At 67.6% G+C, this 25,552-nt stretch carries 24 protein-coding genes; 12 read left to right on the plus strand and 12 right to left on the minus strand.

Going from position 1 to position 25,552, the window contains the following annotated elements; genetic code table 11:
* Nucleotides 1-7: 7 nt before the first annotated feature.
* The 4 genes from EIP85_RS16110 to EIP85_RS16125 all read right to left on the minus strand — a co-directional run bounded on the left by EIP85_RS16110 (nt 8) and on the right by EIP85_RS16125 (nt 4,010).
* A complete protein-coding gene (locus EIP85_RS16110) occupies nt 8-1,174 on the minus strand; it encodes a M20 aminoacylase family protein (RefSeq protein WP_127903243.1) in 1,167 nt (388 codons plus the stop codon).
* Nucleotides 1,175-1,404: 230 nt separating this feature from the next.
* The gene (gene phoB / locus EIP85_RS16115; RefSeq protein ID WP_127903244.1) at nt 1,405-2,097 is read right to left on the minus strand and encodes a phosphate regulon transcriptional regulator PhoB; all 693 of its coding nucleotides are present in this window, start codon (nt 2,095-2,097) and stop codon (nt 1,405-1,407) included.
* The gene (phoU, locus tag EIP85_RS16120; RefSeq protein ID WP_127903245.1) at nt 2,097-2,813 is read right to left on the minus strand and encodes a phosphate signaling complex protein PhoU; all 717 of its coding nucleotides are present in this window, start codon (nt 2,811-2,813) and stop codon (nt 2,097-2,099) included. Before phoU ends, phoB begins: the two co-directional genes overlap by 1 nt.
* A gap of 156 nt (nt 2,814-2,969) precedes the next feature.
* Nucleotides 2,970-4,010: an ATP-binding protein gene (locus EIP85_RS16125; RefSeq protein WP_127903246.1), complete on the minus strand. Its 1,041-nt coding sequence runs from the start codon at nt 4,008-4,010 to the stop codon at nt 2,970-2,972.
* A 141-nt stretch (nt 4,011-4,151) separates the two neighbouring features.
* Between EIP85_RS16125 and EIP85_RS16130 the strand changes: the two genes are divergently transcribed.
* Complete coding sequence (locus EIP85_RS16130) at nt 4,152-4,541, plus strand: hypothetical protein (protein WP_127903247.1); 390 nt, start codon at nt 4,152-4,154, stop codon at nt 4,539-4,541.
* A gap of 27 nt (nt 4,542-4,568) precedes the next feature.
* Here the strand turns inward: EIP85_RS16130 and iolB are convergent, their stop codons facing one another.
* The 6 genes from iolB to EIP85_RS16160 all read right to left on the minus strand — a co-directional run bounded on the left by iolB (nt 4,569) and on the right by EIP85_RS16160 (nt 10,617).
* Nucleotides 4,569-5,384 (minus strand): 5-deoxy-glucuronate isomerase, encoded by an 816-nt coding sequence (gene iolB, locus EIP85_RS16135; protein ID WP_127903248.1) that lies wholly within the window; start codon nt 5,382-5,384, stop codon nt 4,569-4,571.
* Nucleotides 5,385-5,421: 37 nt separating this feature from the next.
* Nucleotides 5,422-7,335 carry a bifunctional 5-dehydro-2-deoxygluconokinase/5-dehydro-2-deoxyphosphogluconate aldolase gene (locus EIP85_RS16140; RefSeq protein ID WP_127903249.1) on the minus strand — a complete coding sequence of 638 codons (1,914 nt, stop codon included), beginning with the start codon at nt 7,333-7,335 and terminating at the stop codon, nt 5,422-5,424.
* A gap of 133 nt (nt 7,336-7,468) precedes the next feature.
* Nucleotides 7,469-8,296 carry a MurR/RpiR family transcriptional regulator gene (locus EIP85_RS16145; protein WP_241560064.1) on the minus strand — a complete coding sequence of 276 codons (828 nt, stop codon included), beginning with the start codon at nt 8,294-8,296 and terminating at the stop codon, nt 7,469-7,471.
* A gap of 260 nt (nt 8,297-8,556) precedes the next feature.
* Nucleotides 8,557-9,081 carry a gamma carbonic anhydrase family protein gene (locus tag EIP85_RS16150; protein ID WP_127903250.1) on the minus strand — a complete coding sequence of 175 codons (525 nt, stop codon included), beginning with the start codon at nt 9,079-9,081 and terminating at the stop codon, nt 8,557-8,559.
* Nucleotides 9,078-9,722 (minus strand): guanylate kinase, encoded by a 645-nt coding sequence (gmk, locus tag EIP85_RS16155; RefSeq protein WP_127903251.1) that lies wholly within the window; start codon nt 9,720-9,722, stop codon nt 9,078-9,080. Before gmk ends, EIP85_RS16150 begins: the two co-directional genes overlap by 4 nt.
* A 4-nt stretch (nt 9,723-9,726) precedes the next feature.
* Nucleotides 9,727-10,617 carry a YicC/YloC family endoribonuclease gene (locus EIP85_RS16160; RefSeq protein WP_127903276.1) on the minus strand — a complete coding sequence of 297 codons (891 nt, stop codon included), beginning with the start codon at nt 10,615-10,617 and terminating at the stop codon, nt 9,727-9,729.
* Nucleotides 10,618-10,874: 257 nt separating this feature from the next.
* Here EIP85_RS16160 and EIP85_RS16165 point away from each other — a divergent pair, with 257 nt between their 5' ends.
* Entirely contained in the window at nt 10,875-11,537 is a 663-nt protein-coding gene (locus EIP85_RS16165) for a PAS domain-containing protein (RefSeq protein WP_127903252.1), read from the plus strand.
* 46 nt (nt 11,538-11,583) lie between these two features.
* Here EIP85_RS16165 and EIP85_RS16170 read toward each other — a convergent pair whose 3' ends face one another.
* Entirely contained in the window at nt 11,584-12,954 is a 1,371-nt protein-coding gene (locus EIP85_RS16170; RefSeq protein ID WP_127903253.1) for a class II 3-deoxy-7-phosphoheptulonate synthase, read from the minus strand.
* A gap of 163 nt (nt 12,955-13,117) precedes the next feature.
* Here EIP85_RS16170 and EIP85_RS16175 point away from each other — a divergent pair, with 163 nt between their 5' ends.
* The 6 genes from EIP85_RS16175 to EIP85_RS16200 all read left to right on the plus strand — a co-directional run bounded on the left by EIP85_RS16175 (nt 13,118) and on the right by EIP85_RS16200 (nt 19,625).
* Nucleotides 13,118-14,122 (plus strand): GlxA family transcriptional regulator, encoded by a 1,005-nt coding sequence (locus EIP85_RS16175; protein WP_127903254.1) that lies wholly within the window; start codon nt 13,118-13,120, stop codon nt 14,120-14,122.
* 260 nt (nt 14,123-14,382) lie between these two features.
* Nucleotides 14,383-15,570 carry an ABC transporter substrate-binding protein gene (locus tag EIP85_RS16180; protein ID WP_127903255.1) on the plus strand — a complete coding sequence of 396 codons (1,188 nt, stop codon included), beginning with the start codon at nt 14,383-14,385 and terminating at the stop codon, nt 15,568-15,570.
* Between the two features lie 113 nt (nt 15,571-15,683).
* Nucleotides 15,684-16,466, plus strand: a complete 783-nt coding sequence (locus tag EIP85_RS16185) for an ABC transporter ATP-binding protein (protein ID WP_127903256.1) — start codon at nt 15,684-15,686, stop codon at nt 16,464-16,466.
* 130 nt (nt 16,467-16,596) lie between these two features.
* Nucleotides 16,597-17,307 carry an ABC transporter ATP-binding protein gene (locus tag EIP85_RS16190; protein WP_127903257.1) on the plus strand — a complete coding sequence of 237 codons (711 nt, stop codon included), beginning with the start codon at nt 16,597-16,599 and terminating at the stop codon, nt 17,305-17,307.
* Nucleotides 17,308-17,310: 3 nt separating this feature from the next.
* On the plus strand, nt 17,311-18,321 hold the full coding sequence (locus EIP85_RS16195; protein WP_127903258.1) for a branched-chain amino acid ABC transporter permease: 1,011 nt from the start codon (nt 17,311-17,313) through the stop codon (nt 18,319-18,321).
* Nucleotides 18,318-19,625, plus strand: coding sequence for a branched-chain amino acid ABC transporter permease (locus EIP85_RS16200; protein ID WP_127903259.1), 1,308 nt, complete (start codon nt 18,318-18,320; stop codon nt 19,623-19,625). The genes EIP85_RS16195 and EIP85_RS16200 overlap by 4 nt, the downstream gene beginning before the upstream one ends.
* A 72-nt stretch (nt 19,626-19,697) precedes the next feature.
* Here the strand turns inward: EIP85_RS16200 and EIP85_RS16205 are convergent, their stop codons facing one another.
* Nucleotides 19,698-20,210: a hypothetical protein gene (locus tag EIP85_RS16205; protein WP_127903260.1), complete on the minus strand. Its 513-nt coding sequence runs from the start codon at nt 20,208-20,210 to the stop codon at nt 19,698-19,700.
* Between the two features lie 163 nt (nt 20,211-20,373).
* Here EIP85_RS16205 and EIP85_RS16210 point away from each other — a divergent pair, with 163 nt between their 5' ends.
* From EIP85_RS16210 to EIP85_RS16225, 4 genes are all read left to right on the plus strand, one after another.
* Nucleotides 20,374-22,797, plus strand: coding sequence for a GcvT family protein (locus EIP85_RS16210; RefSeq protein WP_127903261.1), 2,424 nt, complete (start codon nt 20,374-20,376; stop codon nt 22,795-22,797).
* Between the two features lie 285 nt (nt 22,798-23,082).
* Nucleotides 23,083-23,892 carry an indole-3-glycerol phosphate synthase TrpC gene (gene trpC / locus EIP85_RS16215; protein ID WP_127903262.1) on the plus strand — a complete coding sequence of 270 codons (810 nt, stop codon included), beginning with the start codon at nt 23,083-23,085 and terminating at the stop codon, nt 23,890-23,892.
* Complete coding sequence (gene moaC, locus EIP85_RS16220; RefSeq protein ID WP_127903263.1) at nt 23,889-24,365, plus strand: cyclic pyranopterin monophosphate synthase MoaC; 477 nt, start codon at nt 23,889-23,891, stop codon at nt 24,363-24,365. Before trpC ends, moaC begins: the two co-directional genes overlap by 4 nt.
* Nucleotides 24,362-25,546, plus strand: coding sequence for a molybdopterin molybdotransferase MoeA (locus tag EIP85_RS16225; RefSeq protein WP_127903264.1), 1,185 nt, complete (start codon nt 24,362-24,364; stop codon nt 25,544-25,546). The genes moaC and EIP85_RS16225 overlap by 4 nt, the downstream gene beginning before the upstream one ends.
* The last annotated feature ends 6 nt before the right edge of the window (nt 25,547-25,552 follow it).

The raw sequence follows: 25,552 nt of genomic DNA on the forward strand, positions 1-25,552 counted from the left end.
ATTGTCGTCAGGCCGCCGGCATCCGGCTTTCGACCATCTCCGCGTACCAGCTCGACCCGAACGGGATCGCGTTGTCGTCGAAGTTGTACTTCGGGTGATGCACCATCGCCGTGTCGCCGTTGCCGAGGAAGATGTAGGCCCCCGGCCGCGCGTTCAGCATGAACGAGAAATCTTCCGACCCCATCAGCGGCACCGCGTCGGCATCCACGTTCTCGGTCACCCGCTTGGCGGCCTCGACCGCGTAGCCGGTGTTCTCCTCCGCGTTCATCGTCACCGGGTAGCCGCGGCGATAGTCGATTTCGGCCGTCGCACCGAAGGCGGCGCAGGTGTTCTCGACGATCGCCTTGATCCGGCCCTCGACGAAATCCTGCACCTCCGGGTCCATGGTCCGGATCGAGGCGCGCAGCAGCACCGTCTGCGGAATGACGTTGAAGGCCTCGCTCTCGGTCCGGAAGGTGCAGACCGAGACGACGACCTGCTTCAGCGGGTCGACGTTGCGGCTCGCCACCGATTGCAGCGCCACGACGACATGGCTCGCCACCAGCGTCGGGTCGATGCAGTCATGCGGTTTCGCCGCATGGCCGCCCTTGCCGGTGATCGTGCATTCCATCTGGTCCGCCGCCGCCATCATGGCGCCCGGGCGGATCGCGAAGTGACCAAGCGGGATGCCCGGCATGTTGTGCATGCCATAGACTTCCTGCACCCCGAACCGCTCCATCATCCCGTCGTCGACCATCTCCTTGCCGCCGCCGCCGCCCTCCTCGGCCGGCTGGAAGATCACCACGGCGGTGCCGTCGAAATTCCGCGTCTCGGCAAGGTACTTCGCCGCGCCCAGCAGCATCGCGGTATGGCCGTCGTGGCCGCAGGCATGCATCTTGCCCTGGGTCTTAGAGGCATAATCGAGCCCCGTCGCCTCGACGATCGGCAGCGCATCCATATCGGCGCGCAGCCCGATCACGCGGCCCGCGCTGTCGGTCTTGCCCTTGATCACGCCGACGACCCCGGTCCGGCCGATCCCCTCGACGACCTCGTCGCAACCGAAGGCGCGCAGCTTCTCGGCCACGATCCCGGCGGTGCGATGCACCTCGAACAGAAGCTCCGGGTTCTCGTGGAAATCCTGTCGCCACTCGGTGATCTCGGGCAGCATCTCGGAAAAGCGGTTCTTGATCGGCATGGCATATCTCCCTGCTGCGGGCCCTGCGGCCCGCCGATTATGCCGGCACCGTCGCGCAAACGGAACGGGGCCGCAAGCCATCCCGCCCGCGGCCCCCGCACTTCTTGCTGGCAGGAATACTCGGGCCGCCGCGCCGCCGGGCACGGCGCGCGGTGTTGGTCCGTCCCTCCGCTTGCGCTCCGGGCGTTCGGCGCTGACGAGGCTGCAACGGAGCCTCGTCAGGCCGCGCCTCACCCCAGGGCGTATCCCGCGCCGCGCACCGTGCGCACCGGATCCTCGCCGCCATGGCGGCAAAGCGCCTTGCGGAGCCGGCCGATATGCACGTCCACCGTGCGGGTATCGACGTAGATGTCCCGCCCCCAGACCCGGTCGAGCAGCTGCTCGCGGCTCCAGACCCGGCCCGGCTTTTCCATGAAGGTGGCAAGCAACCGGAACTCCGTCGGCCCGAGCTTCAGCACCTCGCCGGCGCGGTAGACGCGGTGGCTCTCGGCGTCCAGGCGGATGTCGCCGAATTCCAGCGTCCCCCCGACCGCCGCCGGCCGCACCCGGCGCAGCTGCGCGCGGATCCGGGCCATCAACTCGACGATGGAGTAGGGCTTGACCACGTAATCATCGGCGCCGGTCTCCAGCCCGCGCACCCGGTCGACCTCCTCCGACCGGGCGGAGAGCATGATGATCGGGATCCCCCGCGTGTCACTTTTCGACTTCACCTGGCGGCAGACCTCGATGCCCGAGACCGAGGGCAGCATCCAGTCGAGCACGATCAGGTCGGGCGTCTCCTCCTCGATCAGCAGCAGCGCCTCCTCGCCGTTCTCCGCGCGCGCGACGCGAAAGCCCTCGGCCTCGAGGTTATAGGCCAGAACCTCCCGCTGCGCCGGCTCGTCCTCGACGACCAGCACCACCGGCAGCTCGGGCGCGGCCATCAGGCGTTCCCCTCCGAGCTGACGAAGGAGGTGTTGTCGCCCTTCGGCCGGTTGTCGTCGGGCATCCGCCCCGTGACGAGGTAGATCACCTGCTCGGCGATGGATGTGGCGTGGTCGCCCACCCGCTCCAGGTTCTTGGCGATGAAATGCAGATGCATGCAGGCGGTGATGTTGCGCGGGTCCTCCATCATGTGGGTCAGGAACTCGCGGAACATGGCATTGTACATCTGGTCGACCTCTTGGTCGCGGATGCGCACGTCGGCTGCCAGTTCGATGTCGCGCTGCGTATAGGCGTCGAGCGCGTCCTTCAGCATCACCTCGACCGCCTTCGCCATCCGCTTCAGCGCACCGCCGGCGCCCGGGATCGGCTGCATCTGGGCCAGCACGGTCGAGCGCTTGGCCATGTTCTTGGCATAGTCGCCAATGCGCTCGAGATTGGCGGAGATCTTCATCACCGTCAGGATCGTGCGCAGATCCGATGCCGCCGGCGCGCGCAGCGCGATCAGCCGCGCGGCCTCGGTGTTGACCGCCTCTTCCAGCGCGTCGATCTGCTTGTCGTTGGCGCGGACCCGGTCGGCCAGCTCCTCGTCGCGCGTCTCGAGCGCCTGGGCGGCATCGAGGATCGCGGCCTCGACGAAGCCGCCCATCTTCATGATCATCGCCTGGATGGTTTCGAGGTCGTCATCGAAGCTCGTCACCGTATGCGCGTTGGTCATGCCATTCTCCTGTCCGCCCGGCAGCCCTGCGGGCCGCCCGATCCATGCTCCGCGCCCGGCCCTCGGCCGGACACGCTCGCGCGCGGTGTAGCGCGCTCCTGTCAGCCTTTTGCGACAGTATTGTAACAGCAAGGTGACAGTCGCACCGAAGCCGGCTCACCCTTCCGGCAAAATCACCGAAAACCGGCTGCCCTTGCCGCGCTCGCTCTCGATCCGGAACCGGCCGCGATGCCGGTTCACGATATGCTTGACGATGGCGAGACCCAGCCCGGTACCGCCCTGCTCGCGCGAGCGGTGGCTGTCGACGCGGTAGAATCGCTCCGTCAGCCGCGGCAGGTGAATCGCGTCGATCCCCTCGCCGCGGTCGGTGACGTCGACACGCACCGCCGGGCCCCTCAGGCTGATGTCGCGCGGCTCGCGGGTCAGCGCGACGCCGACATGGCCGCCCGCGCCACCGTATTTCACCGCGTTCTCGATCAGGTTGTGGAACACTTGGGTCAGCTGGTCGGGATCGCCCGGCACGCTCACCGGGGCCTCCGCCCCGGTCACCTCGACCGTGACGCCGGCCGCATCCGCCACCGGACGCAGCGCCGTAACGCAGGAGAGGACCAGCGCGGCAAGGTCAACGCGCTCGGTCGGCCGCACACGCTCGTCCGCCTCGACACGGGACAGTGACAGCAGATCGCGCACCAGCCGGTTCATCCGCCCCGCCTCGCGCTCCATGATGCCAAGGAACCGGTCGCGCGCAGGCGCATCGTCGCGCGCGGCGCCTTTCAGCGTCTCGATGAAGCCCAGAAGTGCGGTCAGCGGCGTTCGCAGCTCATGGCTGACATTGGCGACAAAATCGCGGCGCATCTGACCGGCCTGTTCTAGGTCCGTGGTGTCGAGGAAACTGACGAGCACACCGGCCTCCCCCTCGCCCTCCACCGGCGCGGCCAGCACCTTCCAGACCGATTCCCGCGCGGTACCGGAGACGAGGTAGCGCGCGCTTGCCGGCTGGCGATGGCGCAGCGTGCCCTCGATCGCGTCCAGCAGCGCCGGCTGGCGCAGCACGGTGACGTAATGCCGCCCCTCGATGGCCGGGCCGAGAAGCTCCACCGCCGGGGCATTGGCCGCAAGGATCCGTCCGTCGGCGGCCAGAAACACCAGCGGCTGGGGCAACCCGCCCAGGATCGACTTCACCAGATCGGATCGCATCATCCCCTCCGCATCGCGGCAGACCCTGCGGCAATCGCGCGCAATGCGCAACTCCCGGCTGCAGAACGCTTGCGTCGATCCGGCTTCCGTTGCAAATGGCCGCGATCACCGTTCCGTGAAGTTTCTTGCAGAATTTGCGCCATGGAAGAAGACATCAACCAGACCCCGGACCCTAACGCCTCCCAGCCCGGGACGCCCAAGCATCACGAGCCGCCCTGCGCGCTGGTCATCGGCGCCCGAACGCAGGAGATCCCGCCCGTCGTGCCCGGCACCAGGGTGTTGGAGGCAAAGATCGACAGCCTGACGCCGGAGCTTCTCGCCCGCCACCGCCCGACCGCAGCCGCCTGCCCGCTGATCGGCCCGGGCTTCGACGCCATCGACGTCGCCCGGCGGCTGGAGGCGCTGGGATTCCGGGGCGAACTTTGCGTGCTCTGCCCGCACCTGCCGGAACCCGACGCGGTGCTGGCCGAGCTTGCGCCCCATGCCCCCAGCCTTCAGGTCGTGCTCGCCGCCGCCGGGCCGGAGGGCTGAGCCCTCTTCAGTCCCGCGCCGCGGGCCTTATGCACCGGGGTTGTCGCGCCGGTAGATCCAGTCGTGATCGGGGTGGTTCTTGAACCGCCATTTCCTGAGCGGCCCGGCCATTACGTTGAGGTAATACATCTCGTAGCCGTAGGGCGCGCCGCAGGGGTGATGCCCCTTCGGCACCAGCACCACGTCGTGATTGGCGACCGACATGGTCTGGTCCAGGCTGCCATCCTCGGTGAAGACCCGCTGATGGCCATAGCCCTGCGCCGGGTTCAGCCGGTGATAGTAGCTTTCCTCCAGGTAGGTGATGTTGGGGAAATCATCCTCGTCGTGCCGGTGCGGCGGGTAGGAGGACCAGTTGCCCTGCGGCGTGAACACCTCCGTCACCAGAAGCGAGTCACAGTAATCCTCGCCCTCCATGGCGATGTTGTTGATGAAGCGGGTGTTCGCGCCCTGCCCCCGCTGGGTCAGAACGATCCCCTCAGGCCCGATCCGGCGCGCCGGATGCCCGCCCTTGCCCGGCGCGGTGCAGATGGCGAGCGTGCAGTCGGTCGTGGCCTCCGCCGCCCAGTCCGATCCGTTCGGCACATAGAGGCAATGCGGCGGCGTCTTCTCGAAGACATCCATCCGCTCACCCATCTCGCCGTAATCGGCGCCCCCCGCCGAAAGCCGCGCCTTGCCCTCCACCAGAACCAGGATCACCTCGCGGTCGCCCGTCACCTCCGCCGCGCTCTCGCCCGGGGCAAGACGGTAGAGGCCGAAGCCCACGTATCCCCAGCCCGCGCTCTCGGGCGTGATGTCATGCACCTTGCCGCGCGTGCCCTTCGGCTTCTCCAGCAGATCCGGCATCGCTTGTCCTTTCCGTCCGTTTCGATCCGGGGCGGCCTCAGGCCGCCTCCCTCAGCCCCCGCGCGCGGTTCCAGACCGCGCAGAGGGCAGCGTATTTCCGCACCATCATCGCCACCGCCTCGGCATCGCTCAAGCTGCCCGCAAGCCAGCCCCGCGCCGCCTCGGCGAAGATGGTGCGGCCGACGGCGAAGCCCCTGACCAGGTCGTGCCGCGCCGCCAGTTCGAAGGACGCGGCAAGCTCCGCCTCCGCCGCGTCGAGGCCGAGCACCACGACCCCACGGGTATGCGGATCGTTGCGGGTGATCGCTGCGCAGGCATTGGCCCAGGCGGCATCGGTGGTGAAGGGTTCCAGCTTCCACCAGTCGGGGTAGACACCGATATCGTAGAAGCGCTGGATTACCTCGGCCGAGGTCGCGTCATCCACCGGCGCGACCTTGGAGGGGATCACCTCCAGCAGGAATTCCAGCCGGTTGCGGCGCGCCGCGGCGAAAAGCCGGGCGACGGTCGCCTCCTGCCCGGCCCGGGTCGCCGCGTCGTCGCCCGGATGGTAGAAGCAGAGCACCTTGACGACCTGCTCCAGCGGCCACTCGCCCAGGCCCCCGCAATCCGGCCCCAGCTCAGGTTCCAGCGTCAGCGGGCGCGAGCCCGGCCATTCCGCCGGCCGCCCGATCCAGAGGCCGGAGCCCGCCGCGCGGTAGAGCGCCTGCCGCCCCAGCCGCCCGTCGCAGAGAATGCCATGGCCCGGCCGGCCGTCCGCCACCTGCAGCGTGGCCTCCAGGCAGAGCGCCTTGAAGGCGCCGATACGGGCCGGGTCCGCCCCGGTTTCGGCCGCCATCTCCTCCAGCTGCATGCGGTGGTCGAAGGCGAAGACGCGCATCACCGGCCAGTCCCCGGCGCGGTTCGTCGCCCAATGCACCTGCTCCAGCTCGGCGTCCTTGCGAAGCGCCTTCTGCTTCACCCCGCGCTTCAGGAAGAACTGCAGTTCCTCCCAGGATGGGTAAGCAGGCGTGCAGCCGTGGCGCGAGACGGCGAAGGCGCCGCAGGCGTTGGCATAGGTCAGCGCCCTGGGCCAGCTCTCGCCATCAAGCCAGCCCTTCAGAAGGCCCGACATGAACCCGTCGCCCGCGCCCAGCACGTTGAAGACCTCGATCGGGAACCCCGGTCCCGCCTCGCCCTCGTCAAGACTGTCCGGGATCGCCCCGGTGAAGGCCGCCGCCCCCATCGGCCCGCGCTTGCAGACCAGCGTGGCCTTCGTCACCGCGCGCACGGCCCTAAGCGCCGCGATGGTGTCGGTAGAGCCGCCGGCGATGTGAAATTCCTCCTCCGTCCCCACGATCAGGTCGAAGAGGGCAAGCGTGCCCTGCAGCTTCTCCGTCACCTTGGCGCTTTCGATGAACCGCTCCTCGCCCGCGCCGTGCCCCGCCAGCCCCCAGAGGTTCGGCCGGTAGTCGATGTCGAGCGCCGTCTGCCCCCCGTGCCTGCGCGCAAGCCGCAGCGCCTTCAGCACCGCCGCCTCGGTCCGCGGATGGCTCAGATGCGTGCCCGTCGCCACAACGGCGCGGGCCTCGGCGATGAACCCCTCGTCGATGTCGTCTTCGCAAAGCGCCATGTCGGCGCAATTTTCACGGTAGAAGATCAGCGGAAACTGCGCCTCGTCGCGGATCCCCAGCAGGACCAGCGCCGTCAGCCGCTCCGGATCGGTCCTCACCCCGCGCACGTCCACGCCCTCACGCGCCAGCTGCTCGCGGATGAACCGCCCCATGTGCTCGTCGCCCACACGGGTAATCAGCGCCGACCGCAGCCCCAGCCGCGCCGTGCCCGCCGCCATGTTGGTGGGCGATCCGCCCAGGTATTTCTCGAAAGACCCCATGTCCTCCAGCCGCCCGCCAACCTGCGCGCCATAAAGATCGACCGAGGACCGGCCGATGGTGATGACATCCAAGGGTTTCATGCAGCCTCCCGCAGTGGTCGAGACTCACCAGAGATGGTGGTTTTTGGAATTTTTATTCCAATTTCGCCGGAAGCAAAAGCCCTTTTCAGCATTCCCGCCGACGCGGCAGCCCCCCGCGCTGCCGCGCCCCGGGTCAGCCGCGCCCCCGCGCCGCCCCCACGGCAACCGCCAGCGTGATCGCCAGCGCCAGCGTCGCGGAGAGCGAGCGGAAGGCGCCGAAGTCGACCTCGGGCACCGTCAGCACCGCGCTGCCGTGGCGGGCCAGCGGGCTGGTCAGCCGGTCGGTCACCGCGACGACGGAAAGCCCTCGGGCGCGCGCCTCCTGCGCCAGAGCGATCGTCTCCTCGCTATAGGGTGCGAAGGTGATCGCCAGAAGGGCGTCGCCCGGCCGCAGGGCATGGCGGTGCTCCAGCTTGCCGACCCCACCATGCAGCATCGCCGCGACGCCCATCTTTTCGAAGGCATAGGCAAGGTAGCTGGCCACCGGGAAGGCCCGCCGGTAGCCGATCAGATGCACCGTGTCGGCTTCCGTCAGTACCGCCAGCGCCGCGTCCAGAGCGGCGGCGTCCGCGGTCTTTGCGAGTCCCTCAAGCGACATCCGCCCGGCTTCGACGAATTCCGCCAGTAGCGCCGCCGGGCTGCCCGCGCCGCTGTCGCGCAGGTTCTTCAGCCGGGTGGAATAGTCGGGAAAGCCCGGCGCATAGGCCTCGCGAAAGAGCTTCTGCATCTCGGAGAAGCCGGAAAACCCCATGATCTGACAGAACCGCATCAGCGCCGAGGGCGGAACCCCCGCCCCCGCGGCCAGCTCCGCCACAGTCGAGACGGCGATCCGGTCAGTGTGCGAGGCGATATATTCGGCGCATTGCCTGAGCCGCTTCGGCAGGGTGTGAGAGATCTCGCCCAGCCGCTCGCGGAACGCCTCGACCGTGGCCGGGGGCCGCAAGACCTGCATTTCCGTCATCCGCTCTCTCCTGGCAGGCGCACATGATCGTCGCTAGCATGTGTGGAACAAAAATTCCAGCGCCGGACCGGGCGCTGCGTTAACCTGGCACTCATCAATGCTGCCATTTCCCTGATCCGCCGAACGCGCCTCTCCACTGCCCCGCTTGCGGTGTCTTACGGTGCCAAAGCGGTGCGAATACGGTGCGATTACGGTATCCACCGAACGCTGCCTTCAGCGCCGCGCGACACCCCGCCCGCAAGCCCGCCGGACCGGCCCGCTCAGACCGGCTTCAGCCCCTCGCGGAAGCGCCGCATATTGGCCTGGTAATGCTTGGCCGAGAGCACCAGCTGCGCCCGCGCCTCGGCGTCGAGCACCCGCGCAACCCGTCCCGGCGCCCCGATGACGAGGCTGTGGTCCGGGATCTCCTTGCCCTCGGGGATCAGCGCGCAGGCCCCGATCAGGCAGCCCCGCCCGATCACCGCACCGTTGAGCACGGTCGCCCCCATCCCGATCAGGCTGCCCTCGCCGATGGTGCAGCCATGCAGCATCGCGCGGTGGCCGATCGTGCAGTTCGGCCCGATCGTCAGCGGATAGCCCATGTCGGTGTGCAGAACCGAGTTTTCCTGGATGTTGGACCCCATGCCGACGCGGATCTCCTCGTTATCCCCGCGCAGGGTCGCCCCGAACCAGATGGAGGTCGCGGCCTCCAGCACCACGTTCCCGATCAGATTGGCATCCGGGGCAACCCAGTAGTCGCCGTCTTCGGGGAACACCGGCGCCACGCCTTCCAGAGCATAGATCATCTCGCATCGAACTCCCTGTTGAGGCCACGCACGAAATCGGTCAGGCCGGGCTGGCGCTCGCGCCGCATCCGCTCGGCCGTCAGGATCGTGCGCAGCTCCGCCTCCGCTTCGTCCAGATCACGGTTCACCAGCACGTAATCGTATTCCGCCCAATGGCTTATCTCGGCCTGTGCCTTCGCCATCCGGTCCGCGATCACCTCTACCGAGTCCTGTCCGCGGGTGGTCAGACGCCGCTCCAGCTCGGCGATGGAGGGCGGCAGGATGAAGATCGAGACGACATCGTCGCGCATCGCCTGCTTCACCTGCTGGCCGCCCTGCCAGTCGATGTCGAAGAGCGTGTCGCGACCGGCCTCCATCGCCGCCACCACGGGCCCGCGCGGCGAGCCGTAGAGATTGCCGAAGACTTCGGCATGCTCCAGCATGTCGCCGGTGCGCACCATTTCCTCGAAGTCCTCGCGGCTGCGGAAGTAGTATTCCCGGCCGTCCTCCTCGCCCGGTCGCGGCGCGCGCGTCGTCGCGGAGACGGAGAAGGACAGCGTCGGATCCCAGGACATCAGCCGACGCGAGAGCGTCGATTTCCCGGCCCCAGAGGGCGACGAGAGGATGATCAGCAGCCCCCGCCGCGTCTTCGGTTCCGGCATGGTTCTACTCCACGTTCTGCACCTGCTCGCGCATCTGATCGATGGTCACCTTGAGGTCAAGCCCGAGGCGCGTCAACGCCGCCGATTGCGCCTTGGAACACAGCGTGTTGGCCTCGCGGTTGAACTCCTGCATCAGGAAGTCGAGCTTGCGGCCGACGGGCCCCTCCTCCGCCAGCAGGGCGCGGGCGGCGACCACGTGGGCGTCGAGCCGGTCAAGCTCCTCCGTTACGTCCTGCTTCACGGCAAGCAGCGCCAGCTCCTGCGCCACCCGGGCCTCGTCGATCCCCTCGGCGTTTTCCAGCAGCCGCGCCAGCGCCTCGCGCAGGGCGGTTGCCGCCTGGTCGCGGCGCGCCTCCGCAAGGCCCCGCGCCTCCTGCGCCAGCGCCGCGATCCGGTCGACCTGCCCGGCCAGGATGGCCCCGAGAGCGACCCCCTCCGCCGCCCGCGCGGCACCGAACGCCTCAAGCAGGCTTTCGAAGTCATCCTTCAGCGCGGCCAGCAGCGGCGCGCTGTCGGTCTCCGGCTCTCCCGCGGCCAGGACACCGCGCTGCGCCAGCACGTCCGCGGCAGAGGCCGGGGCCAGCTCCATCCCCACCGCCTGAGCCGCAAGGTCGACCTCGCCCAGTGCGGCGAGCGCGGCCGAAAGCATCGCCGGATCGACGCGGAGCGCCGCCGCACCCGCCTCGCGGTTGAGCCGCAGCGAGAGGCTGAGGCTCCCCCGCGCGACCCGCCGCCCGAGCGCGGCGCGCAGCGCCTGCTCCAGCCCCTCGACGCCCTCCGGCAGCCGCAGCCGCAGGTCCAGCCCCTTGCCGTTGACGCTTCTGAGATCCCAGGCCCAGGACGCCCCCGCCCCCTCGCCCCGCCCGGCGGCAAACCCCGTCATCGACACGACCATCGGCACCCTGCCTTTCGCACCTGCACGCAAGGCCTTGCCGTGCGTAGAAAATCTTGGACCGTCCGGCTTCTGCCCGGCGCACGTTCCCATCGCCACAGGTGGGCAGGCGCGCGAAGCATTAACCAATTCTTCACTTTCTCGCCCAACCGGAGGTCGGCGGGTGTATCTTAACCCTTGGGTAAGGATTGCCGTTTTAGGGTTAACAGAACGTTTTCCGTCCGGCAATCGAACCCGCCTCTCAAGGCTCGGGGAAGATCATGGAACGGGACCACCACCAGGCCGGCGAAGTCGTCGCCCTATCGGAGTATCGCACGCTGCCGGACCTGCCGGAAATCGCCATCGTCCGCGACTATTGGGACCGTCTGCGCGGCCCGCGGCTGGCGCCGTCGCGGGGCGAAGTCGATCCCCGCGGCATCGCATCCGCCCTGCCCTATGCCTTCATCCTGGACCGGATCGCGCCGGGTCATGCCCGCTTCCGGCTGGCCGGGATGCATGTCTGCGACCTGCTCGGCATGGAGGTGCGGGGTATGCCGCTGGCCGCGCTGTTCCAGTTGCCGGCGCGCGAGGCGGTGACCGCGGCGCTGACCGACGTGCTCAACGGGCCGCATGACCTGCAGCTCTCGCTGCGGGCAGAGCGTGGCATGGGCCGACCGGCGCTGGAGGGGCAGATGCTGCTGTTGCCGCTGACCGACCATCAGGGTGCGCTGACGCGGCTGTTCGGCTGCCTGGTTACAAGCGGCACGATCGGCTACCCGCCCCGCCGCTTCACCGTGAACGGCACCCAGCGGCGCGCACTGCGCGGCGTTTCCCCCGGAGCGTTTGACACCGCCGCCACCCGCACTGCCCGTGCCGGCTTCGACGAGGCCCCCGCCCCGTTCCGCGCCCGCCCCGCCCTGCGGCTGGTCGACCCGGACGAATAAGGCCGCCCTGCAGGGCGGCCTGGAAGTGCTGTCTTCGAGACCCGGCTCAGAGCGCGGCGGAACGCTGGATCTCGCGCCGGTTCGAAAGCTCCTCGGCCACCAAAAAGGCGAGCTCCAGCGACTGGCTGGCGTTGAGCCGTGGGTCGCAGGCGGTGTGGTAGCGGTCGGAAAGGTCCTCGTCCGTCACCGCGCGCACGCCGCCGGTGCATTCGGTGACGTCCCTGCCGGTCATCTCGAAATGCACGCCGCCGGGGATCGTGCCCTCGGCATTGTGGATGTCGAAGAACTCGCGGACCTCGCGCAGAACGGACTCGAACGGCCGGGTCTTGTAGCCCGAGGCGGACTTGATCGTGTTGCCGTGCATCGCGTCGCAGGTCCAGACTACCCGGGCGCCCTCTTCCTCGACCGCGCGGATCAGCTTCGGCAGGTGATCGCCCACCTTGCCCGCGCCGAAACGCGCGATCAGGGTCAGCCGGCCGGCCTCGTTCTCCGGGTTCAGCCGTTCGATCAGGGTCTTGAGGTCGCTGACCGAAAGCGAGGGTCCGCATTTCAACCCGATGGGGTTCTGCACGCCGCGGCAGAATTCCACATGCGCGCCGTCCGGCTGTCGCGTGCGGTCGCCGATCCAGATCATGTGACCGGAGCCCGCCACCGGCAGGCCTGTCGTCGAGTCGATCCGGCAGAGGGCCTCCTCGTATTCGAGAAGCAGCGCCTCGTGGCTGGTGTAATAGTCGACCGTGCCGAGGTCATGCGCGGTCGAGGCGTTGACGCCGGCCGCGTTCATGAAGTCGAGCGCGTCCGAGATCCGGCTGGAAAGCGCGCGGTAGCGTTCCGCCTTGTCATCCTCGGCAAAGCCCAGCGTCCAGGAATGCACGCGGTGGATATCAGCGAAACCGCCAGTGGAGAAGGCGCGCAGGAGGTTCAGCGTGGCGGCGGCCTGGGTATAGGCCTGCAGCATCCGCGCCGGGTCCGGCACCCGCGCATCGGCGGTGAAGTCGAAACCGTTGATAATGTCGCCGCGGTAGGAGGGCAGCTCCACCCCGCCCAGGGTCTCCGTCGGGGCAGAGCGGGGCTTGGCGAATTGCCCGGCCATCCGGCCGATCTTCACCACCGGCACCTTGGCGCCATAGGTCAGCACCACGGCCATCTGCAGCATTACCCGGAAGGTGTCGCGGATGTTATCGGCGGAGAACTCGGCAAAGCTCTCGGCGCAGTCGCCGCCCTGAAGCAGGAAGGCGCGCCCCTCCGCCACCTGGCCAAGCGCCTTCTTCAGGCGCCGCGCCTCGCCGGCGAAGACCAGCGGCGGGTATTTCGCCAGCCGCGACTCGACCTCGGCCAAGGCGGCAGGATCCGGGTAGTCGGGCATCTGCACCCGGGGCTTCGCGCGCCAGTCGGATTTGGTCCAGCCCTTGGTCATATCACACTCCGGAACACGGGGACGTTGCAGGTTTGGCGCGTTATAGGGAACACCCCCCTCCACCGCAACTGCCGCGGCCAGGTCGGATTCCGATTCGCGCCCCCTTGTCGTAGCCGGTCGTTGGTGTATCGGTGTCACGGAAACGACGCCAATAGGTCGCTCCATGCTTGAGTCTAACCGCAGATCGAACCCAGGCGCTCAAAGCCGCCCTGCGAAGCGATTCATCTTCGTGCTGCTGGACCGCTTCACCATGCTGTCCTTTGCCGGCGCGGTGGAACCCCTGCGCATTGCCAACCGCATCGCCGGCCGGGACGTTTACCACTGGAAACTGGTCGGGGAAGGCGGCGACTTCGCCACCTGCTCCAACGGCACTTCGTTCAAGCTCGACAGCGGGCTGGAGGAGCTTGACCGCGACGATATCGTGTTGGTCTGCGGCGGGATCGACGTGCAGAAGGCGACCACGAAGCCGATCGTCTCCTGGCTCCGGCGCGAGGCGCGCCGCGGCGTGGTGATGGGCGGGCTCTGCACCGCCTCCTACGCGCTGGCCAAGGCCGGGCTGCTCGACGGCAAGAAGGCCACCATCCACTGGGAGAATCAGGATGGGTTCCTGGAGGAATTCGAGGATGTGAAGCTCACCAAGTCGGTCTTCGTGATCGACGGCAACCGGATGTCGACGGCCGGCGGCACCTCCTCCATCGACCTGATGCTGAAGCTGATCGCCGACGATCATGGCGAGGACCTGGCCAACACCGTGGCCGACCAGCTGATCTATTCCACCATCCGCACCGACCAGGACACCCAGCGCCTGTCGATCCCGACCCGGATCGGCGTGCGCCACCCGAAGCTCTCGCAGGTCATCCAGATGATGGAGGCCGCGATCGAGGAGCCGATCAGCCCGGCCGACCTTGCCGACGAGGTCGGCATGTCGACACGGCAGCTGGAGCGCCTGTTCCGTCGCTACCTGAACCGCAGCCCGAAGCGTTACTACATGGAATTACGCCTGCAAAAGGCGCGAAACCTGTTGATGCAGACCGACATGAGCGTGATCAACGTCGCGCTGGCATGCGGCTTCGCGAGCCCGTCGCATTTCTCGAAATGTTACCGGGCGCATTACAACACCACGCCCTACCGTGAGCGTGGCACCCAGGCCGCGCGGCTGTCGATCTGACCCCGCCATTGCCCGCAACCCGGCGGGACCGGAGCCCCCCCGGAAGCCGGTCCGGAGGGCCGCCCGGCGCAGCCGTCAGCCTGCCCGCCACCCTACCCGTCAACGTGCCCGGCGCGACATGCCGGGCGTCGTTTTAGGGCCACGACCGATCACGGCGGCGTTACAAATCAGGGCCCTGGAAGGCACTTTGAATGACTTCCCTTTTATTCCGCATCCTTCTACGGTAACCGGCGGACCTCGATCCAACACGGGAGTGTAAAATGAAAAAACTGCTTCTGGCTTCGGCCGCCGTGTCCTTGATGGCCGGCGCGGCCAACGCCAAGGACATCAAGATCGGTATTCTTCTCGGCTTCACCGGCCCGCTGGAATCCGTCACGCCGATGATGGCCAAATCGGCCGAAATGGCGATCAAGGAAGTCAGCGATTCGCACGCGCTGCTTGGTGGCGATACCGTCACGGCCGTGCGCGGCGACGACACCTGCACCGACGCCGCGGCCGCGACCGCCGCGGCCCAGCGTCTCGTCACCTCCGATCACGTCGCGGCGATCATGGGTGCGGACTGCTCCGGCGTGACCGGCGCCGTGCTGCAATCGGTGGCGCGCCCGAACGGCATCGTGATGATCTCGCCCTCCGCGACCTCGCCGGCGCTGTCGACCGCCCCGGATGACGGCCTGTTCTTCCGCACCGCCCCGTCCGATGCCCGCCAGGGCACCGTGATGGCCGATGCGATCATGAAGAAGGGCATCAAGACCGTCGCGCTGACCTATACCAACAACGACTACGGCAAGGGTCTGGCCGATGCCTTCAAGGCCGCGTTCGAAAAGGCCGGCGGCAAGGTCACCATCTCGGTCCCGCACGAAGACAACAAGGCGGACTACTCGTCTGAAGTCGGCACGCTCGCTTCGGCCGGCGGTCAGCTTCTCGTCGTTGCCGGCTACGTCGACAAGGGCGGCAAGGGCATCATCCAGGGTGCGCTCGACGCCGGTGCCTTCTCCAAGTTCTACCTGCCCGACGGCATGTATGGCGACAGCCTGCTGAAGGCGATCGGCAAGCCGATGGACGGCTCGTTCGGCGACGTGCCGGGCATCCAGAGCGCCGGCCACACCAAGTTCCTTGCCATGGCGAAGGCCGCCGGCTTCGACGGCACCTCCTCGTTCACTGGCGAGAGCTATGACGCCGCGGCCCTGATCCTGCTCTCCATGCAGGCCGCGAAGTCGGACAAGGCGGAAGTCTTCAAGAACGATGTCATGAAGGTCGCGAACGGCCCGGGCGAAACCATCCTTCCGGGTGAACTTGCCAAGGGTCTGAAGCTGCTCGCCGAAGGCAAGTCGATCAACTACGAAGGCGCCACCGGCGTGAAGCTGATCGGGCCGGGCGAAGCCGCCGGTTCCTATCGGATCTACACGATCAAGAACGACAAGCAGGTCACCGACTACTACGCTCAGTAAGCGTCGGCGCGTGAAGACAAGAACGGCCCGGTCAGCATCCGGGCCGTTTGCTTTAAGAACAAGGCTCTGCCCGGTATACCGGCGCAAAAACAAGAGCCACGGGGAGACATGACATGATCGTCGTCGAAGACTTGCACAAGCATTTCGGCGGGTTCCATGCCGTCGACGGGGCATCCCTGGAGATCGCGCAGGGCTCGATCACAGGGCTGATCGGACCAAACGGCGCCGGCAAGACCACGCTGTTCAACGTCATCGCCGGGCGCCTGCCGCCCACCTCCGGCCGCGTGCTGATGGATGGCGAGGACATCACCGGGCTGAGCCCGCACGAGCTGTTCCACAAGGGACTGCTGAGGACCTTCCAAATCGCCCATGAATTCGGCTCCATGACGGTTCGCGAGAATCTGATGATGGTGCCGCCAGCCCAGGTCGGCGAGACCATCATGAGCACCTGGTTCCGGCGCGGGGCGATTGCCCAGCAGGAACGCGCACTTGCCAAGAAAGCCGACGAGGTCCTTGAATTCCTGACCATTTCCCACCTTGCCGACCAGAAGGCGAGCCAGATCTCCGGCGGCCAGAAGAAGCTGCTGGAGCTGGGGCGGACGATGATGGTCGACGCCAAGATCGTCTTCCTGGACGAGGTCGGCGCCGGCGTGAACCGGACGCTTCTGAACACGATCGGCGATGCCATCGTGCGGCTGAACAAGGAGCGTGGCTACACCTTCTGCGTCATCGAGCATGACATGGATTTCATCGGCCGCCTCTGCGACCCGGTGATCGTGATGGCCGAAGGCAAGGTGCTGGCCCAGGGCTCCGCGGCGCATATCATGGAGAACGAGGCGGTCATCGAGGCCTATCTCGGCACGGGCCTGAAGAACAAGGTTACTGCCAATGGATAGGGCGGGCCGGCAGTCAGGCCGGTTGCCTGTTCACGCGGCCGGAGGCCTCCGGCCGGGTTGTTTTCAACAAGATGAAAGCCGGACGGCCCGCGCGGACCGCGCGCCGCAACCGGCAACGGGGAGATAGGGTATGGGGGCACCATTCCTGATCGGCGACGCCATGACAGGCGGCTACGGACCGGTCGACATCCTGCATGACTGCACCGTGGCCGTGGACAAGGGCCAGATCGCGGTGATCGTGGGGCCGAACGGCGCCGGCAAATCGACCGCGATGAAGGCGGTCTTCGGTATGCTGAAGCTGCGCGGCGGCGCGGTGCGGCTGGACGGCGAGGACATCTCGCGCCTGTCGCCACAGGACCGCGTGGCCAAGGGCATGGCCTTCGTGCCGCAGACCTCGAACATCTTCACCTCGATGACGGTGGAAGAAAACCTCGAGATGGGCGCCTTCCTGCGCCGCGACGACATCTCCCACACGATGGAGCAGGTCTTCGAGCTGTTCCCGATTCTGAAGGAGAAGCGGCGCCAGCCGGCGGGTGAGCTTTCCGGCGGCCAGCGTCAGCAGGTTGCCGTCGGCCGGGCATTGATGACCCAGCCGAAGGTCCTGATGCTCGACGAACCCACCGCCGGCGTCTCGCCGATCGTGATGGACGAGCTGTTCGACCGGATCATCGAGGTCGCCCGCACCGGTATCTCGATCCTCATGGTGGAACAGAACGCACGCCAGGCGCTGAACATCGCAGACAAGGGCTATGTCCTTGTCCAGGGCGCCAACCGCTACACCGACACGGGAGAGGCACTGCTGGCCGACCCCGAAGTCCGCAAGACATTCCTGGGGGGCTGAGCCATGGATTTTCTCAACGCCCTGACGGCTCTTTTCAACTACGTCATCATCCCGGCCACCTCCTACGGATCGCAGCTCGCGCTCGGCGCGCTCGGGGTGACGCTGATCTACGGGATCCTGCGCTTCTCAAACTTCGCCCATGGCGACACGATGGCCTTCGGCACCGCCCTCACGATCCTGGTGACATGGCTCTTCCAGTCCTGGGGGATCACGTTCGGGCCTCTGCCGACGGCGCTGCTTGCCCTGCCCTTCGGCATCATCGGCACGGCGGCACTGCTGCTGGGGACCGACCGCGTGGTCTACCGCTTCTACCGAAAACAGAAGGCCGCACCGGTGATCCTTGTGATCGTCTCGATGGGCGTGATGTTCATCATGAACGGCCTGACGCGCTTCATCATCGGCGTGTCCGACCAGAACTTCGCCGACGGCAAGCGCTTCATCATCAACGCGTTGCAGTACCGCAAGATGACGGGGCTGCAGGAGGGGCTGGCGATCCGGACGACATCGGTCATCACCGTGGTCACCGCGATCATCGTGGTGACGCTTCTGTTCTGGTTCCTCAACCGCACCCGCACCGGCAAGTCGATGCGGGCCTTCTCGGATAACGAGGATCTGGCGCTTCTTTCCGGCATCAACCCGGAGCGGGTCGTGACCGTCACCTGGCTGATCGTGGCCGCGCTCGCCACCATCGCGGGGGTGCTCTACGGGCTCGACAAGTCGTTCTCGCCCTTCACCTACTTCCAGCTTCTGCTGCCGATCTTCGCCTCCGCCGTGGTCGGCGGGCTCGGCAACCCCCTGGGCGCGATCGCGGGCGGCTTTGTCATCGCCTTCTCCGAGGTGATCTTCACCTATGCCTGGAAGAAGGTGCTGGGCTACCTGCTGCCGGCGAGCCTGATGCCGGACGGCCTCGTCCAGCTCCTGGGGACCGATTACAAATACGCGGTCTCCTTCACCATCCTCGTCATCGTTCTGCTGTTCCGCCCGACGGGCCTCTTCAAGGGGAAATCGGTATGACGCCTTCCATTCGCGCACTCGTCGTCTTTATCGGCGTCGGACTGGTCTATCTGATCGTCGGCTTCACCCAGAGCTGGGCGCTGGCCGTCACCATCCTCAACGACGGGCTGATCGTGGCCATCATGGCGCTGGGGGTGAACATGCAATGGGGCTATGCGGGCCTCTTTAACGTCGGCGTGGCCGGGTTCTTCGGGCTCGGCGGCCTCGCGCTGGTGCTGATCACCAACCCGCCGGCGCCGGGCGCCTGGGCGGCGGGGACGCCGCGGATCCTCGGCTCGCTCCTTTTCGGGGCGGTTGTGATCTGGGGCGCGCTGCGGCTTTACCGCGCGATGGAGCCGGGACGGAAGCGGGCGCTGTCTATGGGGGCGCTGCTTCTCGTCGGGCTGATCCTGTTCCGGATGGGCTACGACCCGGCGGTGAACTCGGTCGAGGCCGTGACGCCGGCCTCCACGGGCAACATCGGCGGCCTCGGCCTGCCTATCCCGGTCTCGTGGCTCCTCGGCGGCGTGCTTGCGGCGGGCGCGGCCTGGGCCATCGCCAAGACGGCGCTTGGCCTGCGGTCCGACTACCTCGCCATCGCCACTCTGGGGATCGGCCAGATCGTCATCGCAGTGCTGATGAACGAAGACTGGCTGGACCGCGGCGTGAAGAACATCATCAACATCGGCCGCTGGCCGGTGCCGCATGAGGTCAACCTGCAGAAGCAGCAGTGGTTCATCCATCTCGCCCAATCCTGGGGGATAGATGTGCGCACTGCGTCCACCGTCTTTGTCGGCATCTGTTTCGCGGTGGTCTTTACCTGCATCCTGCTGGTGCTGCTGACGCTGGCGGAGCTGTCGCTGAAGTCGCCCTGGGGCCGGATGATGCGCGCGATCCGCGACAACGAGATCGCGGCCGAGGCCATGGGCAAGGACGTGAAGCGCCGGCACCTGCAGGTCTTCGTGCTGGGCTCTGCCGTCATCGGCATCGCCGGGGCGCTTTACGTCATGCTCCACGGGCTGATGGCGCCGCAGAGCTACAACGACCCGCTGCGCTACACCTTCCTGATCTGGGCGATGGTGATCCTCGGCGGCTCCGGCAACAACTGGGGTTCGGTTGCGGGGGCGCTCATCGTGATGCTCCTCTGGGACGAGGCCGAAAGCGTCGGCCCGGCGATCCTGGGCTTCCTCACCTCGCCGCTGCCGGCCGGACTGATCAAGCAACACCTGATCGATAACGCGGTGCAGATGCGTCTGCCGGTCGTGGGGGCCGTGCTGCTCCTTGTGCTCAGGTTCAGTCCAAAGGGACTGATCCCCGAGAAATAGGGCCGACCGCCCGAGACGAGCAAAGGGGGGCTTCGGCCCCCCTTTCGCATGACCGAAGGCCCCTGCCCGGCCTCAGCCGCCGGTGGCGAAGATCGGCTGTGCGTCATCCGTGCAGGCGCTCGGCACGGCTTCAGAGAAGGTCCGCGCGCTCCGGGCGAGGTGTCCGGTCTCGATGAAAAGCGGGCGGAAAGGCGGATCCTGGATGTCCGGCTCTATGAAGCGCGTCCGGTAGCAGCCGGAGAAGATCCGGCGGCTGCCGTCGGTGCCGACCGCCTCTACCGCGACCGGCACGGTGGCGTAGATGCTGCCCGCCGCGCCGTCGCTTCGAACCTTGCCGATCTTCACCCGGACCGAGGCGGTCCTGTCATAGCCCTTGGCGAAGGCCTTGTAGTCGCCCACCGGCTTGCGGGCGCCGAAATAGCTCCAGGCCCGGGCATATTGGTGCAGCGTGATGGCGTTGTAGAGCGAGCGGACCAGCTCTGCCGGCCCCGAGCGGTTGTCGAGATAGGCGGGCGCGGGATCGGCGGCGGCGAGCGTTGCGGCGGCTGTGAGCGCCGCGGCGATTGACCATGTCTTGCGGATCATCTTGCACCTCCTGTGTCCCATCATATGGTGCAGAAAGCGGGCTTGCCCATGCCGGCCAGCAGGGGCGGCGAGTTGGGCGCAAGCGACATGAATTGTCGCGCTCTGACATGATCGGCCCCAAGGCCGGGGCCAGTCTGGCGCCAAATCCGAGGGAGTTTTTTTCATGAAGACCCATGCGCGTGTCGTGGTAATCGGGGGTGGCGTGGTCGGCTGCTCGGTGCTCTATCACCTGACCAAGCTCGGCTGGAGCGACGTTCTGCTGATCGAGCGGTCGGAGCTGACCTCCGGCTCCACCTGGCACGCGGCGGGCGGGTTCCACACCCTGAACGGCGACACCAACATGGCTGCGCTGCAGGGCTACACGATCCGGCTTTACAAGGAGCTGGAGAAGATCACCGGCCTGTCCTGCGGGCTGCACCATGTCGGCGGCGTGACGCTGGCCGACAACACCGCCCGCTTCGAGATGCTGAAGGCGGAGCGCGCCAAGCACCGCTACATGGGGCTGGAGACGGAGATCCTCAGCCCCGCCGAGATCGAGAAGCTGACCGACGGGCTGGTGGATACCAAGGGCATCCTCGGCGGGCTCTACGACCCGCTGGACGGGCACCTCGACCCCTCGGGGACCACCCATGCCTATGCCAAGGCGGCGCGGATGGCAGGGGCGGAGATCGTGCTCCACAACCGCGTGCTGGAGACGAAGCCCACCAGCGACGGCTGGGCGGTCGTGACCGAACAGGGCACCGTGACCTGCGAACACCTGGTCAACGCCGGCGGCCTCTGGGCGCGCGAGGTTGGCGCAATGGCCGGCGTCTACCTGCCGCTTCTGCCGATGGCGCACCAGTACCTCGTCACCGACGATGTACCGGAAATCATGGACATTCTTGGCTCTGGCCGCGAGTTCCCGCATGTCATGGACCCGGGCGGGGAGTTCTACCTGCGCCAAGAGGGTCGCGGCCTTTGCATCGGGTTCTACGAGAAGCCCTGCGAGCCGTGGGCGATCGATGGCACGCCCTGGCAGTTCGGGCATGAGCTTCTGCCCGACAACCTCGACAAGATCGAGGATTCGGTGGCCTTCGCCTATAACCGTGTCCCCGTCCTCGGCCGGTCCGGCGTGAAGCGGGTGATCCACGGGCCCTTCACCTTCGCGCCCGACGGCAACCCGCTGCTCGGCCCGGTGCCGGGCTTGCGCAACTACTGGTCCGCCTGCGCGGTCATGGCCGGGTTCAGCCAGGGCGGCGGCATGGGGCTGATGCTCGCGCAATGGATGATCCATGGCGAGACCGAGCGCGACCCGCGCGGCTTTGACGTCTCCCGCTTCGGCAACTGGACGACGCCGGGCTACACCGTCCCGAAGGTCGTCGAGAACTACCAGATGCGGTTCTCGGTCTCCTATCCCAACGAGGAACGCCCGGCCGCCAGGCCGTTCCGCACCACGCCGATGTACGACATCTTCACCGACATGCGGGCCGTCTGGGGCCAGCAATACGGGCTGGAGGTCGTCAACTACCACGCCCTGCCGGGCGAGCCGACCTACGAAACCCCGAGCTTCCGCCGCTCCAACGCCTGGGAGGCGACCCGGCAGGAGGTGCTGGCGGTGCGTGAGGGCGTCGGCATCAACGAGATACAGAACTTCGGTAAATACCGGGTTACCGGCCCCGGCGCCCGCGCCTGGCTTGACCGGATCATGGCAGGGCTGATCCCGAAGCCGGGCCGCCTGGCGCTGACGCCGATGCTCGCGCCCTCGGGCAAGATCTACGGCGACTTCACCGTCTCCTGCCTGGGCGAAGAGGAATTCCAGGTCACCGCCAGCTACGGCGCCCAGGGCTGGCACATGCGCTGGTTCGAGCTGAACATGGACGAGGGTGTGCGGGTGGAAAACATCTCCGACCAGCGCACCGGCTTCCAGATTGCCGGCCCAAAAGCCCGCGCACTTCTGGAAAAGGTAACGCGCGCAGATGTTTCCGCGGCGGCCTTGAAGTTCCTGGACGTGAAACGGATGACCGTGGGCATGGCCGACTGCATCGTTCAGCGCGTCAGCTACACCGGCGATCTGGGCTACGAGATCTACTGCGACCACATGAGCCAGCGGCATCTCTGGCATACGCTCTGGGAAGCCGGGAAGGACCTTGGCCTGCGGCCCTTCGGGATGCGGGCGATGATGAGCCTGCGGCTTGACCGGTTCTTCGGGTCCTGGGGCCGCGAGTTCTCGCCCGACTACACGCCGGCGGAGACGGGCCTCGACAGATTCATCAAGTGGAACAAGCCGGTAGAGTGGATCGGCAAGAAAGCCGCCCTAGCCGAAAAGGCCGCGGGTCCGAAGCGGCGGCTGGCGAGTTTCATCGTCGAGGCCGACGGCGCCGACGTGGTGGCCTGGGAGCCGATCTGGCTTGACGGCGAGGTGGTGGGCTACTGCACCTCGGGCGGCTATTCGCACTATGCCGGCAAGTCGGTCGCCATCGGCTTCCTGCCCGAGGGCAAGGCGCGCGAGGGGCTGGAGGTCGAGATCGAGATCCTCGGCGAGCGCCGCCCGGCGCGGCTGGTCACCGAACCGCTTTTCGACGCAGACGGCAGCCGGATGCGCGGCTGACGATCCGGTTAAGGAAGGCTTTCGGGGGCGTCCGCAGGGGCGCCCCTTCTTCGTGCAGGATCCGGGCGCAAGGCATTGGCGGGGATCAGAAATCCGGTTACCGATTCAGCACAGCTTCAGCACCGCTTTCGCACCGTATTGATTCCGTAAATCGGGACGGTGCTCCTGCCTGCCACGCAACACCCCCTTCGGACCGGGCCAGTCGCACCAGCATCGCCCCGGCCCGTGTGCCCGCCTCCGCCCAATTCACTTTTCTTTGCCCGGCGCCCGCGCTACCTCTGGCGCATGAGCACAATTCTCGACCGCATCAAGGCCTACAAGCTTGAAGAGATCGCCGCCGCCAAGGCGGCCGTGCCGCTTGCCGATCTGGAGGCCCGCGCCCGCGCCCAGAGCGCACCGCGCGGCTTCCGCGCAGCCCTGCAGGAGGCCGGGAGGACCGGCTACGGCCTGATCGCCGAGGTGAAGAAGGCCTCGCCCTCCAAGGGGCTGATAAGGGCGGATTTCGACCCGCCCGCCCTCGCCCGCGCCTACGAGGAGGGCGGTGCCGCCTGTCTTTCGGTGCTGACGGACGGGCCGTCGTTCCAGGGTGCGCCGGAATACCTGACCGCCGCGCGGGAGGCGACCATGCTGCCCGCCCTGCGCAAGGACTTCCTTTACGACACCTACCAGGTCGCCGAGGCGCGGGCCTGGGGGGCGGATTGCATCCTCCTCATCCTCGCCAGCCTCGACGATGCGCAAGCGGCGGAGCTGGAGGCCGCGGCGCTCGACTGGGGCATGGACGTTCTGATCGAGGTCCATGACGAGGCGGAACTGGAGCGCGCGGCCCTGCTGCAGTCGGAACTCGTCGGCATCAACAACCGCAACCTGCACACGTTCGAGACCAGCCTGGACGTGACGCGCACCCTCGCCCGGCTCGCGCCCGCGGGGGCGACGCTGGTCTCCGAAAGCGGTCTTTTCACGCCGGAGGACCTTGCCGGGCTTGCCCGCTACGGGGTGCGGTCCTTCCTGATCGGCGAAAGCCTGATGCGGCAGGCGGACGTGGCGCTGGCCACGAAGAAGCTTCTGGCCGACCCGCTGACAGCCGGGGGGATCTGATGGCTCTGACGCATTTCGATGCCGAGGGCCGCGCGCATATGGTCGACGTCTCCGACAAGGCGGTGACGGACCGCGTGGCGGTGGCAGAGGGCCAGGTGCGGATGACGGCAGAGACGCTGGCGCATGTGACCGCGGGCACCGCGAAGAAGGGCGACGTTCTGGGTGTCGCGCGCATCGCCGGGATCATGGCGGCGAAGAAGACATCGGACCTGATCCCGCTGTGCCATCCCCTGCCCGTCACCCGCGTCGCGCTGGATCTGGAGCCTGACGAGAGCCTTCCCGGCGTGCGGATCCGCGCGACCGTCAAGACCTCTGGCCAGACCGGGGTGGAGATGGAGGCGCTGACCGCGGTCAGCGTGGCGGCGCTGACGGTCTATGACATGCTGAAGGCCGTCGAGAAGGGGATGGAGATCGAGGCCATCCGCCTTGTGATGAAAGAGGGCGGCAAGTCGGGCCGCTTCGAACGCACATGATCCCGGTCGAAGAGGCGCTGGAACGGGTCTTCGCCCTCGTCCGCCCGCTGGAGGCGGAGCGCGTGGCGCTGGCCGAGGCCGCGGGACGGGTTCTGGCCGAGGACGTGGCGGCCCGCCGTGACCAGCCGCCCTTCGCCGCCTCCGCCATGGACGGCTACGCGATCCGCGGCCGCGCGGCCGGCCCCGGCGCCCGTTTTCGGGTGATCGGAGAGGCCGGCGCGGGGCATTCCTTTCCGGGCCGCGTCGGAGAAGGCGAAGCGGTACGGATCTTCACTGGCGCGCCGGTGCCGGAGGGCGCCGACCGCGTGGTGATCCAGGAGGACGTGACCCGCGAGGGCGACATCGTCACGCTGGGGGATCGACTCGACTCCGGCACCAATATTCGCCCGCGCGGCGGGGATTTCTCCGCCGGCGACCGGGTGACCGCGCCGCGGCGGCTGCGGCCGGCGGATCTTGCGCTGCTGGCGGCGATGAACCTGGCCGAGCTGCCGGTGACGCGCCGCCCGGTCGTCGCGCTGATCGCCACGGGGGACGAGCTGGTGATGCCGGGGGAGGACCCGGGCCCGGACCAGATCATCGCCTCCAACACCTTCGCGCTGAAGGCGATGGCCGAGGCCGAGGGGGCGGAGGTGCGCCTGCTGCCCATCGCGCGGGACACCGAGGCGGAACTGCGGCTCGTTCTCGGGCTGGCCGAGGGGGCGGACCTGGTGGTGACCATCGGCGGCGCCTCGGTGGGCGACCACGACCTGGTCGGCAAGGTCGCGAGCGAGATGGGGCTGGACCGCGCCTTCTACAAGATCGCGATGCGCCCCGGAAAGCCGCTGATGGCCGGGCGGCTGGGCGGAGCGGCGATGCTCGGCCTGCCGGGAAATCCCGTGTCGTCAATCGTTTGCGGGCACCTCTTCATGCTGCCCATGCTGCGCGCCATGCTGGGCCTGGGCGCGGCCCCCGCCGAGACGCGGCGCGCGGTTCTGGCCGAGGACGTGCCCGCCAACGGCCCCCGGACGCATTACATGCGGGCACGGCTTTCGCCCGGCCCCGGCCTGCCCGCGATCGCGCCGTTCGGGCGTCAGGATTCCTCGCTTCTCGGCATTCTGACCGAGGCCGATGCGCTGCTCGTCCGCCCGCTGGGCGACGGGCCGCGCGCGGCGGGCGCAGAGGTCGAATACCTGCCGCTCTGATCCCCG

Source organism: Solirhodobacter olei (assembly GCF_004010155.1).
Classification (GTDB): domain Bacteria; phylum Pseudomonadota; class Alphaproteobacteria; order Rhodobacterales; family Rhodobacteraceae; genus Solirhodobacter; species Solirhodobacter olei.

Excerpts from the sequence above, each read along its gene's own strand:
- EIP85_RS16110 (WP_127903243.1), bottom strand. The coding sequence starts at position 1,174 with ATGCCGATCAAGAACCGCTTTTCCGAGATGCTGCCCGAGATCACCGAG.
- phoB (WP_127903244.1), bottom strand. The coding sequence starts at position 2,097 with ATGGCCGCGCCCGAGCTGCCGGTGGTGCTGGTCGTCGAGGACGAGCCG.
- phoU (WP_127903245.1), bottom strand. The coding sequence starts at position 2,813 with ATGACCAACGCGCATACGGTGACGAGCTTCGATGACGACCTCGAAACC.
- EIP85_RS16125 (WP_127903246.1), bottom strand. The coding sequence starts at position 4,010 with ATGCGATCCGATCTGGTGAAGTCGATCCTGGGCGGGTTGCCCCAGCCG.
- EIP85_RS16130 (WP_127903247.1), top strand. The coding sequence starts at position 4,152 with ATGGAAGAAGACATCAACCAGACCCCGGACCCTAACGCCTCCCAGCCC.
- iolB (WP_127903248.1), bottom strand. The coding sequence starts at position 5,384 with ATGCCGGATCTGCTGGAGAAGCCGAAGGGCACGCGCGGCAAGGTGCAT.
- EIP85_RS16140 (WP_127903249.1), bottom strand. The coding sequence starts at position 7,335 with ATGAAACCCTTGGATGTCATCACCATCGGCCGGTCCTCGGTCGATCTT.
- EIP85_RS16145 (WP_241560064.1), bottom strand. The coding sequence starts at position 8,296 with ATGACGGAAATGCAGGTCTTGCGGCCCCCGGCCACGGTCGAGGCGTTC.
- EIP85_RS16150 (WP_127903250.1), bottom strand. The coding sequence starts at position 9,081 with ATGATCTATGCTCTGGAAGGCGTGGCGCCGGTGTTCCCCGAAGACGGC.
- gmk (WP_127903251.1), bottom strand. The coding sequence starts at position 9,722 with ATGCCGGAACCGAAGACGCGGCGGGGGCTGCTGATCATCCTCTCGTCG.
- EIP85_RS16160 (WP_127903276.1), bottom strand. The coding sequence starts at position 10,617 with ATGGTCGTGTCGATGACGGGGTTTGCCGCCGGGCGGGGCGAGGGGGCG.
- EIP85_RS16165 (WP_127903252.1), top strand. The coding sequence starts at position 10,875 with ATGGAACGGGACCACCACCAGGCCGGCGAAGTCGTCGCCCTATCGGAG.
- EIP85_RS16170 (WP_127903253.1), bottom strand. The coding sequence starts at position 12,954 with ATGACCAAGGGCTGGACCAAATCCGACTGGCGCGCGAAGCCCCGGGTG.
- EIP85_RS16175 (WP_127903254.1), top strand. The coding sequence starts at position 13,118 with ATGCTTGAGTCTAACCGCAGATCGAACCCAGGCGCTCAAAGCCGCCCT.
- EIP85_RS16180 (WP_127903255.1), top strand. The coding sequence starts at position 14,383 with ATGAAAAAACTGCTTCTGGCTTCGGCCGCCGTGTCCTTGATGGCCGGC.
- EIP85_RS16185 (WP_127903256.1), top strand. The coding sequence starts at position 15,684 with ATGATCGTCGTCGAAGACTTGCACAAGCATTTCGGCGGGTTCCATGCC.
- EIP85_RS16190 (WP_127903257.1), top strand. The coding sequence starts at position 16,597 with ATGGGGGCACCATTCCTGATCGGCGACGCCATGACAGGCGGCTACGGA.
- EIP85_RS16195 (WP_127903258.1), top strand. The coding sequence starts at position 17,311 with ATGGATTTTCTCAACGCCCTGACGGCTCTTTTCAACTACGTCATCATC.
- EIP85_RS16200 (WP_127903259.1), top strand. The coding sequence starts at position 18,318 with ATGACGCCTTCCATTCGCGCACTCGTCGTCTTTATCGGCGTCGGACTG.
- EIP85_RS16205 (WP_127903260.1), bottom strand. The coding sequence starts at position 20,210 with ATGATCCGCAAGACATGGTCAATCGCCGCGGCGCTCACAGCCGCCGCA.
- EIP85_RS16210 (WP_127903261.1), top strand. The coding sequence starts at position 20,374 with ATGAAGACCCATGCGCGTGTCGTGGTAATCGGGGGTGGCGTGGTCGGC.
- trpC (WP_127903262.1), top strand. The coding sequence starts at position 23,083 with ATGAGCACAATTCTCGACCGCATCAAGGCCTACAAGCTTGAAGAGATC.
- EIP85_RS16225 (WP_127903264.1), top strand. The coding sequence starts at position 24,362 with ATGATCCCGGTCGAAGAGGCGCTGGAACGGGTCTTCGCCCTCGTCCGC.